Here is a 14,391-nt window from a genome sequence, read left to right on the forward strand (position 1 = left end):
TATAGAAAAATTAATTTTCTTTTTTATCTCTGTGAGGTTTTCTATCACCTCTTGGTTTATCACCTTCAGGTCTTGGAGGTCTTGGTAATAATGCTTTTCTAGATACTTTTTCTTTACGAGTTCTAGAATCAATTCCGAAATATTTTACATCAAAGACGTCACCCATATTTACAACATCGCTAACATTCTCTGTGCGTTCCCATGCTAATTCAGAAACGTGAAGTAAAACTTCATTACCAGGAGCTTCCATATATTCTACTACAGCACCAAAATCTAACATTTTGATTACTTTCACTTCATATACACTACCAACCACAGGCTTAAAAGTAATAGAATCGATTTTTGCTAATACAGCATCAATTCCTTCCTGGCTTGTACCAAGAATCTCTACATTTCCTTCTTCGGTAACAGGATCTTCGTTGATTACTATAGTTGTACCGGTAGTTTTTTGTAATTCTTGAATTACCTTACCTCCAGGGCCAATTAAAGCACCAATAAAATCCCCAGGAATTGTTCTGGTTACCATTTTTGGAGCATGAGCTTTTACATCTGCGTTTGGTGTTGCAATAGTATCTGTTAATTTTCCTAGAATATGTATACGACCATCAGCAGCTTGCTTTAATGCGTTTACCAAAATTTCATAAGAAAGACCTTTTACTTTAATATCCATTTGGCAAGCAGTAATACCATCGGCAGTACCGGTTACTTTAAAGTCCATATCTCCCAAGTGATCTTCATCACCTAAGATATCAGATAAAACTGCATATTTTCCTGTTTCACCATCAGAAATTAATCCCATTGCAATACCAGAAACTGGTTTCACCATTTGTACTCCGGCATCCATCAATGCCATAGTTCCAGAACATACAGTTGCCATAGAAGACGAACCATTAGATTCTAGTACTTCTGATACTACACGCACAGTATATGGGCAATCGGCAGGAATCATTCCTTTTAGGGCACGTTGTGCCAGGTTTCCGTGACCAACTTCTCTACGAGAAGTTCCTCGTATAGGTCTTGCTTCACCAGTACAGAAAGGAGGGAAGTTATAGTGAAGGTAAAATGTTTCTTCTCCTTCATAAGATGGCATATCAATTTGATTTGCCTCTCTAGAAGTTCCCAAAGTTACTGTTGCTAGTGCTTGAGTTTCTCCTCGTGTAAATATAGAAGATCCGTGAGTTGATGGTAAATAATCAACTTCACACCAGATTGGTCTAATCTCATCGGTTTTACGACCATCCAGACGTAACCCTTCGTTTAAAGTAAGATCACGAATAGCGGATTTTTCTGCTTTAGAATAATATTTAGATACTAGATCTCCAAAATCTTCAAGCTCTTCTTCAGAATACGTAGCTTTTATTTCTTCTTTTATTTCAGAAAAAGCTAAACCACGTTCTTTTTTAGAAGATCCTGCTTTTGCTACAGCATATACTTTGTCATATGCCATTTCATGAATTTTCTTTGCTAAGTCTTCATCTTCTCTTTCTGGGTCGTATTCTCTAACTTCTTTTTTTCCAAAGGCTTCTGCTAATTTAAGCTGAGCAGCACATTGTATTTTTATATGATCGTGAGCGAATTTGATAGCTTCTACCATTTCTTCTTCGCTAATTTCTTTCATCTCTCCTTCAACCATCATTACAGAATCTGCAGAAGCACCAATCATCATATCGATATCTGATTCTTCTAACTGCGCTCTTGTAGGGTTGATGATAAATTCACCATTTACACGTCCTACACGTGCTTCTGAAATAGCACATTCAAAAGGGAAATCAGATAATTGTATCGCGGCAGATGCTGCTAATCCTGCCATTGCATCTGGCATTACATTTTCATCATGCGACATTAACTGAATCATCACCTGAGTTTCTGCGTGATAATCTTTTGGAAATAGTGGTCGTAATACACGATCTACTAATCTCATGGTTAGTACTTCGCCATCACTTGGTCTTGCTTCTCTTTTGAAGAAACCACCAGGATAACGACCAGATGCTGCGAATTTCTCTCTATAATCTACTGTTAATGGTAGAAAATCGACATCACTTTGTTTGTAATTTGAAACAACTGTACATAATAACATACACTTGCCAGATTGTACAACAACAGAACCATGAGCCTGTTTTGCTAATTTTCCGGTTTCGATAGAAATTTCTCTACCGTCACCAAGGTCAATGACCTCTTTATAAACTTTTGGAATCATAATTTTTTTGATTCTAACGTATCAGCGTTATCGTATAGATAATCCTGATATGTTTAATTAAACATTGGTTTCCGTCTTACTCGGACGGACAAGGTTGTGTTGTTGTTGTAGTAATTGCGCGACCAATGAAAAACTAAGGCATGCATTTGTACTCTAGTGAAGTACAAATGTTTTTTAATATATTTAATATAAAAAAAAGAGGCACGCAGCCTCTTTTTATTACTTTCTTAATCCTAATTCTTTTACAATTGCACGGTATCTCATGATATCCTTTTTAATAAGATAGTCTAACAGATCTCTACGTTTTCCTACCAACTTTACCAAAGAACGCTCTGTGTTATAATCTTTACGATTCTTTTTTAAGTGCTCAGTAAGATGAGTAATTCTGTGTGTAAACAATGCAATTTGACCTTCTGCAGAACCACTGTCGTTCTTTCCTTTACCGTGCTTTGCGAAGATTTCTTCTTTAACTTCTTTTGTTAAATACATTCCAATATTATTTAAATGATTTTTATGTATCAATAGCTCTTTGCTATTAGCGTGCAAATATAATATTTTTTGGGTTAGAAATGCATTTTATATAAAAAAACATAATGCAATTAAACGTTTTGCATAATATATAGTCTTAGTAGGGTAACGTTAAAATTAAATATTATGAAAAGTAACTTATCTAAATTTAGTTTAATCACATTATTTTTTTTGATTTTAGTTGGATGTAATAAAGATGATGCTGAAGATCAGTTAGTAACATCTTTTACTGCCGAAGAAACCGAACTTAATGCCAAAGTAGACAATACAACCGAGGTAATAAGCGATACATTTTTACAAGTGTATGAATATGAGGAAAGTGCTGTAAAAAGCCCAATACATCCTTTTATACCGGACTGTGCAACTATAACCATTAAAGTTACAGATACTTCTAAAGAGGTAACTGTAGATTTTGGTTCTGAAGGGTGCGAAGTTAGAGGAGGTCGTATCGTAAAGGGAAAGGTTAATATGTCATATGTGGTAGATACAGAAGCAATGACAAAAATTATTAACTATACGCTCGAGGACTTTTTTATTGATGATATGCAATTTGTTGGATCTAAAACAGTAACCAGGCAAAAAACTAACGATAACGGTAATCCTCAATATACAATGAATCTTGATTTGGCGATTACTTTTGCTGATGGAACGCAGGCAACTAGGACAGGATCAAAGGTTCGCGAATGGATTGAAGGTTCTTTTAATGGTAATTGGGGAGATAATGTATTCTTAATTACAGGTGCCTGGGAAACTAATTTCAAGAACGGAAGCACACATAGTACTACAATTACAACACCATTACGACGAGAGGCTAGCTGCAGGTTCTTGGTGAGTGGTGTTGTTGAGTTAGTACGAACAAATTATAGTGGTTCATTAGATTATGGTAAAGGAGTATGCGATAATTTGGCTGTATTTACTAATGATAATGGAGAAGAACGTGAGATTCGACTATGATCTGTAAGTTTTTGATGTGATTATATAAAAGGGCTCGACTTAAAGTCGAGCCCTTTTATATATAACTAGATATATTATATCTTAATTTGCCAAAGGACGATTTAAAATTAAACTTAGATATAAGTTTATCTTTTGTTTTAGCTCATGTCTTGGAGTTATAAAATCCAAAAACCCATGTTCTTTTAAGAATTCGGCGGTTTGAAAACCTTCGGGTAATTCTTTTCCTGTGGTGTCTCTTACAATACGTGGTCCGGCAAATCCAATTAATGCTCCTGGTTCTGCAATATTAATATCACCTAACATAGCAAAAGAAGCTGTTGTACCCCCAGTTGTGGGATCTGTACATAATGATATATAGGGTATTCCTGCATCTGCTAATTGGGCTAACTTGGCAGATGTTTTTGCCAATTGCATTAGTGATAATGCAGCTTCCATCATACGAGCACCACCTGATTTGGAAATAATCATAAATGGAATTTTGTGTTTTAGGGAATAATCGGCAGCTCTTGCAATTTTTTCACCTACTACACTACCCATAGAACCTCCAATAAATGCAAAATCCATACATGCAATAACTAAATCATTACCATAGGATTTTCCTACTGCTGTTCTTACCGCATCTTTTAAATTTGTTTTTTCTTGTGCGTCTTTAAGACGGTCAACATATTTCTTTTTGTCTTCGAATTTAAGAGGGTCTTTTGAGGTAACACCTTTATCAAGCTCTTTAAATTTATTATCATCAAATAGGATTTCAAAATATTCTTTACTACCTATTCTTACATGGTATCCATCTTCTGGACTTACATAGAAGTTTTTTTCGAGTTGCTCTGCATCTACAATTTTTCCCGTTGGAGATTTGTACCAAAGTCCTTTAGGGACATCCTTTTTGTCTTCGGTAGCAGTTTGTATACCTTTTTGTGTTCTCTTAAACCAAGCCATATAGTTTTGTTATAATTAAAAAAAGCTGAAACTCATTTAAGGAGTTTCAGCTTAAGTTTTCAGTCTTCTATAATGTATTTACATTATTTAAATCCTCGAATGCCTTTTTAAGACGGTTCTTAAAGGTAATTTCTCCTTCTCGTAACCATTTTCTAGGATCGTAATACTTTTTATTGGGTTCTTCTGATCCATCAGGATTACCAATTTGTGTCTTCAGATATTCAATATTATTGGTCATGTAATCACGAATACCTTCATTAAATGCAAATTGCAGATCAGTGTCAATATTCATTTTAATAACTCCGTATCCAATTGCTTCTCTTATTTCTTCAATAGTAGAGCCACTTCCTCCGTGAAATACAAAATCGATGTGGTTATGTTCGACTTTATATTTTTCTGAAATAAACTCTTGAGAGTTTTTAAGTATTTTAGGTGTTAATTTTACATTACCTGGTTTGTATACACCGTGCACATTACCAAAGGCTGCTGCTACAGTAAATTTATCACTTACTTTGCTTAACTCTTCATAGGCATAGGCAACTTCTTCTGGCTGCGTATATAGCTTAGAATCATCTACATCGCTATTATCTACACCATCTTCTTCACCGCCAGTGATTCCTAGCTCGATTTCTAGGGTCATACCCATTTTGCTCATACGAGCCAAATATGCTGCACAGATTTCGATATTTTCTTCGATTGGTTCTTCAGATAAATCGATCATATGTGAGCTGTACAATGGTTTTCCGGTTTCTCTGTAAAATTCTTCTCCGGCATCTAATAGGCCGTCGATCCAGGGAAGTAGTTTTTTTGCACAGTGGTCAGTATGCAAAATTACGGGTACTCCATAGGCTTCAGCCATTAAATGTACATGTTTGGCACCTGCAACTGCTCCTGCTATTGCGGCCTTTTGATCTTCATTAGAAAGGCCTTTTCCAGCATTAAACTGCGCCCCCCCATTAGAGAATTGAATAATTACAGGAGAATTTAACTCTGCAGCAGTTTCTAAAACTGCATTAATCGAATTAGAACCGATTACATTAACTGCAGGTAATGCAAAAGCTTTCTCTTTTGCATATTTAAAAATTGCCTGGACTTCGTCTCCTGTAGCAACTCCTGGTTTGATGTTGTGACTCATAATTTAGTTTTGGTTTATAAGGCTACAAAAATAGTAAAATTATACGGAAACCGATAGGATTAAAATAATCATTAAAACGGGTAGAGTTGTGGTTGTTTTAATTATTACGATTATTGGTTTTTTACAAAAATGAGATATGCGAGTGTTTTTATGTTCTAATTAAATTATCTAGGATATAGATGAACTAAAAAGGATAATTAATCCCAAAATTATAAACAGCTTCAGAGAAGTTATATCCTTTAAACCATCGTTTATCCTGGTCTCTGGCTGGATTAAAAGTCTTAAATCCTATATCAAGTCTTAAAACGAAAAAATTAAAGTCATATCGAAACCCGAAACCGCTTCCTACGGTCATTTCCCGTATATCATCTAATTTTGAAAACGTAGCATCTTCTTCTTCTACATTATCAAGAACATTCCAAATGTTTCCGGCATCAATAAATAATGCTCCATGCAATGATCCCAAAATTTTGTATCGGTATTCTGCATTTAGCGCAATTTTCATATTAGCTTCATTAAATTCATCTCTTCCGCCAGTACTTCCTGGCCCCAGATCATATACCAACCATGCTCTATTGTCATTGGGCCCACCACCAAAGAAACTTCGTGCAAAAGGAATACTATTAGAATTACCATAAGGAAGAGCAATTCCTCCAAAAGCTCTAAAGGCAACTACACTTTTTCTTCCTAAATCCCAATGTTTTATATAGTCTAGTTCTGTTTTTGCGTATTGAGAAAATTCTACACCAAATACTTCAAAACGTTTATTAGAATTTTCTTTTAATCCCGATATGTTCGAAATAGCACTTAATACATTACCTGCTAATTCTACTTTAGCTCTAAATCTCGAGTAACTTTCATCATAAAGATTTTCTCTATTGTTCTTTGTGTATGTGTAACTCGAAGCAAATATTAAGTTGTCTTCGGTTAATCTTACCTTTCTTTCATTGATATTTCGAATCTCCTGTAATTGATCTGGTGTTAAATCGGGATCGGGGGTAGGGCTTAAGGATTGTGCTATAAAACCATTTGCTCCACTGGGTATGTGTAATACGGCATTGTCTATATTTGGAGTATCTGTATCTGGTTGAGAAAAGAATGGTGAATCTACCTCAAGAACTCTTGTAGCAATATTATTAAGCCTGTTAAATGAAGTGTTATAAATGTTAAAGTAATTACTAGTGTTTAAGTTTCTAACGTATTGTATATTAATAAGATCAAATTGATTGGTTAGGATATTGTTGGGTTTCCATCGATAATTAAATACTCCTGTAGCATTTTGTTTGTCAAGACCAATATTTTGCTGAACATTCATTCCGAAAATAAGATTGGTGGTCGGTGACATGTGTTTTGGAATAATTTTATTGGTTCTAAGTGGGAAAAGTATTTTTGGAAATGATAGTTTTATATCTGCTCCTACTTCTGATATATTAAAGAATTTTTGACCACCATCTACTGCATCACTAGAAGAACCAATACTTCCTCGAGCCGAGATCTCTAAGATTTCGGCACCTCCAAAAACATTTCGTATCAAAAGAGATCCTCCAAAACCAATACCAAAAGCCTGAATATTTGAAGTCGATACATCAAAATCGATATTTGTACTGTATTTTTTTCTTGGAGTTAATAGAATACTAGCAATAAGATTTTCTCCAGATGGATCATTGGGATCAATCTCATAATTTATGTTAGGGTATTTAAATGTTCTTAAGTTATTAATTTGGTTATAAGTATTTGTACGGTCTTTATCTCTAAAGATTTCGCCAGGGGTGATAAGAACAGAATTTGTAATTGCCTTACGGGTGTATTTTATTTTGTCATACCCATAGATGTTATATCCTTTGTAAAAAGTGCTATCCTTGGGGTTTTGATTTCGATTTTGATATGAATAATCGGTAAAAATATTCACTTTACTTATTTTATGAACCTTAAAGGGAATTCTGGCAGTAGAATCTCCATAGGTAATAGAACGATTCTTTATGAGTAAATTTAGATTTACCTTGTGACCTGTATTAATTGTATCGGCATCAAATTTTATAAATTCTTTTTCAAAGTGATAGAGTCCAGAATTTCGGTATAATGATGTTAATCTTTCTCGTTCTGCCTCTATATCCAGAGTTTTGTATTGTTTTCCTGAAATGATTGTAGATTTTTCAGTATTAAGTTGGTAAATAGAGTCCGCAACCTTGGATTCTATTCTAGTGTTAAGCGAATCAATAAAATAGGGTTGGTGCGGTTTTACATAATAATCTACCGTTGCAGTTTTGTTATCTTTTGTATTAATTTTATAATCTGCTTCAATATTAAACCATCCGTTATTCCAATAATAAGCTTGTAACCTTTTTATAGAGCGTTTTACTTTTGATTCGTCAATAATTGAAGGAGGCTCTCCTGTACTTTTAAGCCATTCATTAATACGTGATAATCCTACACCTAATCTATCTACTTGCTTTTTTGAAAGAAACTTAGTAATTCGTTTTTCTCGTTTGGGTTTTCTTGTTAACCAATCTTGATATAAAGAATCTTGATTTACACTGGCTAAATTATATATGTGAAGCCTAATAGGGATTCCTAATAGTTTAATATTGGGTTTTTGATATAATTGATTGTATAGTTTTGGGTTCTTAGTTTTGGCACTATCAACATAAATTTGATTTTTTTTCAAAAGATATTCACTCTCGGGAACTCTCTTTACCGCATTACACGAAAATAAAAAGATGCTAGTTAAAGTAATTAATAATATTTTTGTCAGAAAGTGTTTCAACCTGTATTCATTCATTGATTCAAAAATACACTATTTGTATGGTTAGCAAAAACCAAAAGAAACTAATAAAGAGTTTATATCAAAAAAAGTACCGAAAACAACATGGATTGTTTGTTGCAGAAGGTAAAAAAGTAATTAAAGAGCTACTTGTAGCTAATCTTAAGCTTCATTCTCTCTTTACATTAGAGGTAGGAATCTTTGATGTTTCTACAACCTTAGAGTATGGTATTACAGAGGAGGAGTTAAAACAGATTAGTTTTTTAACTACCCCACAAGTTGCATTGGCAGTATTTCATATCCCGGAAGTAAAAAAAACAAATTCAAGTGGTTTGATTTTGGCATTAGATGATGTTAGAGACCCTGGTAATTTAGGAACTATAATTCGTCTTTGTGACTGGTTTGGGATACAAGATTTGGTATGCTCTTTGCAAACTGTAGATTGTTATAACCCCAAGGTAATACAAGCTACAATGGGATCTATTACACGGGTAAATATTAGTTATGTGAATTTAAAGGAATTTTTAACTTTAGAAACACCAAATTCTAGGATTTTTGGCACTTTTATGAATGGAGACTCTATTTATACCGAGAAATTACCCAAAGATGCTATTGTTATAATGGGTAATGAAGCAAATGGAATTTCTGAAGATATCCAAAGCCTTGTTAAAGATAGGATAACGATTCCGCAATTTGGATCAGATCAAAAAACAGAAAGCCTAAATGTTGCTACTGCAACAGCTATTGTGCTTAGTGAATTTAGAAGATCTTAACTAAGTAAAATTATTGAAACGTAAAATTTATAAAAATCCCTCTTGTCGACATTTTATCAATAGTCGAAGTATAGGGACTATTAGGGTCATTATCTTTTATCAATTCATCAGACATGGCAAAAACTCCTCTTATAGATGGAGTAAATTTGAAATACTGCAAATATAAATCTATACCAAAACCAATTTCATAATAATTAGTATTGGTTTTCATTCTAAATTGTCCTACACTATTATCATCGGGATTATCTTCGTTACTAGATAAGTTTATAGAGGTAGAAACGCCTCCAACAATAAAAGGCTTAATATTATTGATTCTTTTGGTCGATATTTTTAACAATAACGGCACATGTACATATGTTGATTTAACCTCTCGTACAGATTCAAAATCAGAAGTGAATTGAGGATTCGAAAACCTTAGATTTCGAGTGTTAAAAGTAACCATAGGTTCTAATCTAAGATCAAAATAATCATTTAACCTTAGATTCCCTAAAAGACCTACACTAAAACCTATAGATTCATCATGTATAATATCGGTTTCTGGGGCATCAGTCGTATAATCAAAATTAAAATCATAAAGATTAAATCCAAGAATATAGCCATAACTGAATCTTGGCTTATCAAAGTTTTGAAGGTTTTGTACCTTTTCTTTAGAAAATAACTGTGCACTCATGTTTTGAGTACATATTAAAACAACTATTAAGATAAATATTCTTTTCATCTAAATTAAAATTAACCTTTTAATGGTTTAACCCTCTCATTTATTATGGTGCTATTATTTTGTAGCTGTGTAAATTGTAGCGACACCAAAAGTTTGTGGGTTATCTTTGACTTCTATAAACCCGATTTTTTTCAAAATATTGTTGAAGGCTTCTCCATAAGGAAAAGCAGCAGCACTTTCGCTTAGATAGGAATAAGCAGATTTATCCTTTGAGAATAACCTGCCGACAAGCGGTAGTATTGTTGTCGAATAAAACTTGTATCCTTGTTTATATGGGGTTTTGGTAGGAATAGAAGTTTCTAAAACTACAAAAATCCCTCCGGGTTTAAGAACTCTAAATACCTCTGAAAGTCCTTTTTCTAAATTTTCAAAATTTCGTACTCCAAAAGCTACAGTTATCGCATCAAAATAATTTTCATCATAAGGAAGGTTTTCACTATCTCCTTGTACCATATTAATAATGGTGTCTAATTTTTTTATTGCAATCTTTTGCCTTCCAACTTCTAACATTCCTGTAGAAATATCAAGACCAATGATTTCTGATGCCCCTGTTTTTGATAGATTTATAGCCAGATCACCAGTTCCTGTAGCAACATCCAAAATTCTTTTAGGATTTGTTTTACTAACAAGTTTCACTACTTTTTTGCGCCATTTTACATCAATGCCAAAAGAGATAACACGATTTAACCCGTCATAATTCTCTGAAATAGTATCAAACATCTCGGCGACCTGCTCTTTTTTAGACCGGGTCTTATCTTTATATGGAGTTATTTTTTCTGACATTAAAAAAAATTTAGGCAAATATACATTTTTGATATTGAACTAATCCTGAGTTTTGTTGTTTAAGCAAAAAAATGTGATTTTGTTCCATAATAAAGGTTTTGTAAGCCATGATTTTTGATTACAGAATGATAAAAAACAAGATCAGAAATATCAGAATTGAAGTTGGAGATCATCAAATTTTACCAGTTAGTCAATTTACATTATCTTTGTACGCTTTTATATTCTAAGACCTTACTTCTTGTTATTTTGAAGTGTAGTATTTAGTCTTAGTTTGATTTTATCTTTAGATGGAAAACAATAAACAAAACCAATGAAAATCATAATCGCCGGAGCTGGTGAGGTAGGATTTCATTTGGCGAAATTACTCTCGTTTGAATCCCAGGACATTACTCTTATAGATACAGATAAGGAATGCCTTAACTATGCGGATACTCACCTTGATATTAGAGTTATTAAAGGAGATTCGACTTCAATTGCTATCTTAAAAGAAGCAAGAGTAGATAATGTAGATATGGTAATTAGTGTTACCTCTAGCGAAACGACCAATATTACAATATGTGTATTGGCAAAACAGCTTGGAGCTAAACGTACTATTGCCAGGATTTCGAATACAGAGTTTATAGAAAATAAAGAAGAAGTAGGGTTTATTAAATTTGGTATTGATGAGCTTATTTCTCCAGAGGCATTGGCAGCTAGTGAAATAGAATTATTGCTTAGTCAATCCGCATTTCATGGTAGTTACGAATTCGAGAATGGTGCGTTAACGATGGTAGGAACAACCTTATCTAAAGAAGCATTATTTGTTGGTAAAACGGTAAGAGAAGCAGCAGAAGTGTTTCCAGAATTACACTTTATGCCTATCGCAATTCAACGCTCAGGAACTCAATATACATTAATTCCTAGAGGAGATACTACTTTTAAAGAAGGAGATCAAGTCTATTTTGTAACTTCTAAAGGTGGAGTAGAAGAGTTGTATAAGTTAACCGGAAAAGTTAAAGAACAAATCAAGAATGTAATGATTCTGGGAGGGAGTAAGATTGGATATAAGACTTCTCGCGACCTTTGTGATCACAAATTTAGAGTAAAACTTATCGAGAAAGATAGAGAAAAATCTTTTGATCTTGCCGATGAATTACCTAATGCTTTAATTATTAATGGTGATGGGCGAAATGTAGAGCTGCTACAAGAAGAAGGTATAGATGGGATGGATGCCTTTATAGCGGTGACAGGTAATTCTGAGACCAATATAATGTCTTGTCTGGTAGCTAAGTCTAAGGGAGTGAGAAAAACTATTGCATTAGTAGAAAACATGGATTATTTCCAGCTGTCTCATTCTATAGGTATAGATACCTTAATTAATAAGAAACTTCTGGCTGCAAACAATATTTTTAGATTTATTAGAAAAGGTGAGGTTGTAGCAATGACCAAACTTAATAATATGAATGCCGAGCTGTTAGAGTTTATTGTTAAATCTTCTTCAGAAGTAAGTGATAATTTAATCAAAGATTTAGATTTTCCACGTTCTGCCATAATTGCTGGAGTTATTAGAGATGAAGAAGGAATGATCCCACTGGGAGATTTTTATATTCAGGCAGGAGACCGGGTAGTGGTATGTTGTTTGCCAAAATCTATTAAGAAAATAGAAAAGCTTTTCCTTTAAGATGTACAGATTAAACTATAAGATTATCTCACATATCATGGGGCTGTTGTTACTCTGTAACGGCGGGTTTATGCTAATCGCCACTGGTATTAGTTTTATCTATAAAGATGGAGTTACTTTAGAGATCATGATGGCATCTTTAGCTACGATGTTTATTGGGATTATCTTAATGTTTTTAACGAGAGAGCATCAAAAAGAAATCAATAAGCGAGAAGGGTATATTGTCGTAACTTTTGGCTGGATATTTATGTCTCTTAGCGGAACCTTACCTTACTTATTCTCGGGAGCAATACCATCTTTTACGAATGCTTTTTTTGAAACCATGTCGGGATATACTACCACAGGTGCGTCTATTCTTAATGAAATAGAGATTATTCCTAAAGGAGTTTTGTTTTGGCGTAGTTTAACACATTGGATTGGAGGCATGGGAATTATTGTATTGGCCATTGCTATTTTACCCTTGTTAGGGATAGGAGGAATGCAACTGTTTGCTGCAGAGGCACCTGGGCCAAGTGCAGATAAATTACACCCTAGAATTACAGATACTGCCAAACGATTATGGCTGATCTATTTTGGATATACGGTTGCAGAAACTATTCTTTTAAAACTGGCAGGGATGAGTTTCTTTGATGCAATAAACCATGCATTAAGCACATTGTCTACAGGAGGGTTTTCTACTAAAAATGCAAGTGTTGCCTATTGGAACGATCAACCGCTAATACAATATATCATCATACTGTTTATGTTTTTGGCAGGAATGAATTTTGTGCTTAGCTATTTTGGATTTAAAGGCAAGGTTCAAAAAATTATAAGAGATGAAGAATTTAAATTTTATGCCCTTTCTGTTATCATATTTACAGCAATAGCTACTCTTGTAATATATAGTAAGGCAGATATGTCTATTTCCTCTATTGATCATCCAATGGTGTGGGGAGAAGCAGAAAGTGCTTTTCGTCATGCACTATTTCAAGTACTTGCAGTAATTACTACTACAGGTTTTGTAAGTGCAGATTTTACAATGTGGACATCATTTTTAACAGTTTTTTTCTTCGGAATTATGTTCCTGGGCGGTTCTGCTGGATCTACCTCGGGAGGTATTAAAGTAGTGCGACATTTAATAACTATTAAAAATGGAGTTTTAGAATTTAAAAGAACACTGCATCCCAGAGCAATATTACCGGTAAGATATAATAGAAGATCTGTTTCTAAGGAAATTGTATTTAATATATTGGCATTTTTTATCTTATATATGCTTTCTTTTATTATTGGTTCTGTGGTCTTAGGTGCATTAGGATTAGATTTTGAAACAGCAATTGGTGGAGCAGCTTCTTCTCTGGGTAATGTTGGGCCTGCTTTTGGAAAACTTAGCCCGGTAAATAACTTCGATGTGTTACCAGCCTTTGGAAAATGGTGGTGCTCCTTCCTTATGTTAATAGGAAGGTTAGAACTCTTTACAGTGCTTATACTTCTTACTCCGTTTTTTTGGCGAAATAGATAATAAAATAACTTGGCTTATTGCATTTGCCACTCCCAGGTTGCAGAAGAATTTGGTACTATTGGCCATAATTCAGCAACTTTTTTGATAGTGTCTTTTACAGTTCCCTTTATGCTTTTTAGCTCTCCATCTTCAATTAGAAAAATATCTAATATTGATTCGTAAAATCTAATGTAGTTAGCGCTAAACTCTTTTTCGGGTTTGATGTTTAAGATTTCATCATCTGTGTGAGTGACGTCAAAGTTTTCTTTAAAGATTTCAAGGACATTTTTTTTGACGATACGTTCCTTTTCTAGAGTATCCATAACAATTGGTTTTAAGTTGGTTCTTTTTGAATACTTGTTTTTTGTAAAACTAATATTCGGGATATGGCAAAAGTATAACTCTAATTTCGTTTATTTAGTATAGAAGGCAGTTTTAAAAATTGTAAAATAAGGTTAAAATTTAC

Annotated in this window: 12 protein-coding genes; 4 read left to right on the plus strand and 8 right to left on the minus strand. The window is 33.8% G+C overall.

What is annotated here, in order from left to right:
• Window positions 1-10: 10 nt before the first annotated feature.
• Together NNH57_RS04845 and rpsO are read right to left on the minus strand one after the other, a co-directional pair.
• The gene (locus NNH57_RS04845) at window positions 11-2,197 is read right to left on the minus strand and encodes a polyribonucleotide nucleotidyltransferase (RefSeq protein ID WP_074408413.1); all 2,187 of its coding nucleotides are present in this window, start codon (window positions 2,195-2,197) and stop codon (window positions 11-13) included.
• A 219-nt stretch (window positions 2,198-2,416) separates the two neighbouring features.
• Window positions 2,417-2,686, minus strand: a complete 270-nt coding sequence (gene rpsO / locus NNH57_RS04850) for a 30S ribosomal protein S15 (RefSeq protein ID WP_025664998.1) — start codon at window positions 2,684-2,686, stop codon at window positions 2,417-2,419.
• Window positions 2,687-2,851: 165 nt separating this feature from the next.
• On the opposite strand from rpsO, the gene NNH57_RS04855 reads away from it, so the two are divergent.
• A complete protein-coding gene (locus NNH57_RS04855; RefSeq protein WP_108808362.1) occupies window positions 2,852-3,679 on the plus strand; it encodes a hypothetical protein in 828 nt (275 codons plus the stop codon).
• A gap of 81 nt (window positions 3,680-3,760) precedes the next feature.
• Here NNH57_RS04855 and accD read toward each other — a convergent pair whose 3' ends face one another.
• The 3 genes from accD to tamL all read right to left on the minus strand — a co-directional run bounded on the left by accD (window position 3,761) and on the right by tamL (window position 8,532).
• Window positions 3,761-4,618, minus strand: coding sequence for an acetyl-CoA carboxylase, carboxyltransferase subunit beta (gene accD / locus NNH57_RS04860; RefSeq protein ID WP_025664996.1), 858 nt, complete (start codon window positions 4,616-4,618; stop codon window positions 3,761-3,763).
• A gap of 67 nt (window positions 4,619-4,685) precedes the next feature.
• Window positions 4,686-5,753, minus strand: a complete 1,068-nt coding sequence (gene fbaA, locus NNH57_RS04865; RefSeq protein WP_074408411.1) for a class II fructose-bisphosphate aldolase — start codon at window positions 5,751-5,753, stop codon at window positions 4,686-4,688.
• Window positions 5,754-5,937: 184 nt separating this feature from the next.
• Window positions 5,938-8,532: a translocation and assembly module lipoprotein TamL gene (gene tamL, locus NNH57_RS04870; RefSeq protein ID WP_074408410.1), complete on the minus strand. Its 2,595-nt coding sequence runs from the start codon at window positions 8,530-8,532 to the stop codon at window positions 5,938-5,940.
• A 23-nt stretch (window positions 8,533-8,555) separates the two neighbouring features.
• On the opposite strand from tamL, the gene NNH57_RS04875 reads away from it, so the two are divergent.
• Complete coding sequence (locus tag NNH57_RS04875) at window positions 8,556-9,287, plus strand: TrmH family RNA methyltransferase (RefSeq protein ID WP_108808363.1); 732 nt, start codon at window positions 8,556-8,558, stop codon at window positions 9,285-9,287.
• A gap of 10 nt (window positions 9,288-9,297) precedes the next feature.
• On the opposite strand, the gene porT is transcribed toward NNH57_RS04875, so the two are convergent.
• The gene (gene porT, locus NNH57_RS04880; protein ID WP_074408408.1) at window positions 9,298-10,005 is read right to left on the minus strand and encodes a type IX secretion/gliding motility protein PorT/SprT; all 708 of its coding nucleotides are present in this window, start codon (window positions 10,003-10,005) and stop codon (window positions 9,298-9,300) included.
• 54 nt (window positions 10,006-10,059) lie between these two features.
• Entirely contained in the window at window positions 10,060-10,788 is a 729-nt protein-coding gene (ubiE, locus tag NNH57_RS04885; RefSeq protein WP_074408407.1) for a bifunctional demethylmenaquinone methyltransferase/2-methoxy-6-polyprenyl-1,4-benzoquinol methylase UbiE, read from the minus strand.
• Between the two features lie 310 nt (window positions 10,789-11,098).
• Here ubiE and trkA point away from each other — a divergent pair, with 310 nt between their 5' ends.
• Together trkA and NNH57_RS04895 are read left to right on the plus strand one after the other, a co-directional pair.
• Window positions 11,099-12,448 carry a Trk system potassium transporter TrkA gene (gene trkA, locus NNH57_RS04890; protein ID WP_074408406.1) on the plus strand — a complete coding sequence of 450 codons (1,350 nt, stop codon included), beginning with the start codon at window positions 11,099-11,101 and terminating at the stop codon, window positions 12,446-12,448.
• Window position 12,449: 1 nt separating this feature from the next.
• Window positions 12,450-13,946 (plus strand): TrkH family potassium uptake protein, encoded by a 1,497-nt coding sequence (locus NNH57_RS04895; protein WP_074408405.1) that lies wholly within the window; start codon window positions 12,450-12,452, stop codon window positions 13,944-13,946.
• Window positions 13,947-13,960: 14 nt separating this feature from the next.
• Here the strand turns inward: NNH57_RS04895 and NNH57_RS04900 are convergent, their stop codons facing one another.
• Entirely contained in the window at window positions 13,961-14,248 is a 288-nt protein-coding gene (locus NNH57_RS04900; protein ID WP_074408404.1) for a hypothetical protein, read from the minus strand.
• Between the last annotated feature and the right edge of the window lie 143 nt (window positions 14,249-14,391).

Source organism: Aquimarina spinulae (genome assembly GCF_943373825.1).
GTDB classification, from domain to species: Bacteria; Bacteroidota; Bacteroidia; order Flavobacteriales; family Flavobacteriaceae; genus Aquimarina; species Aquimarina spinulae.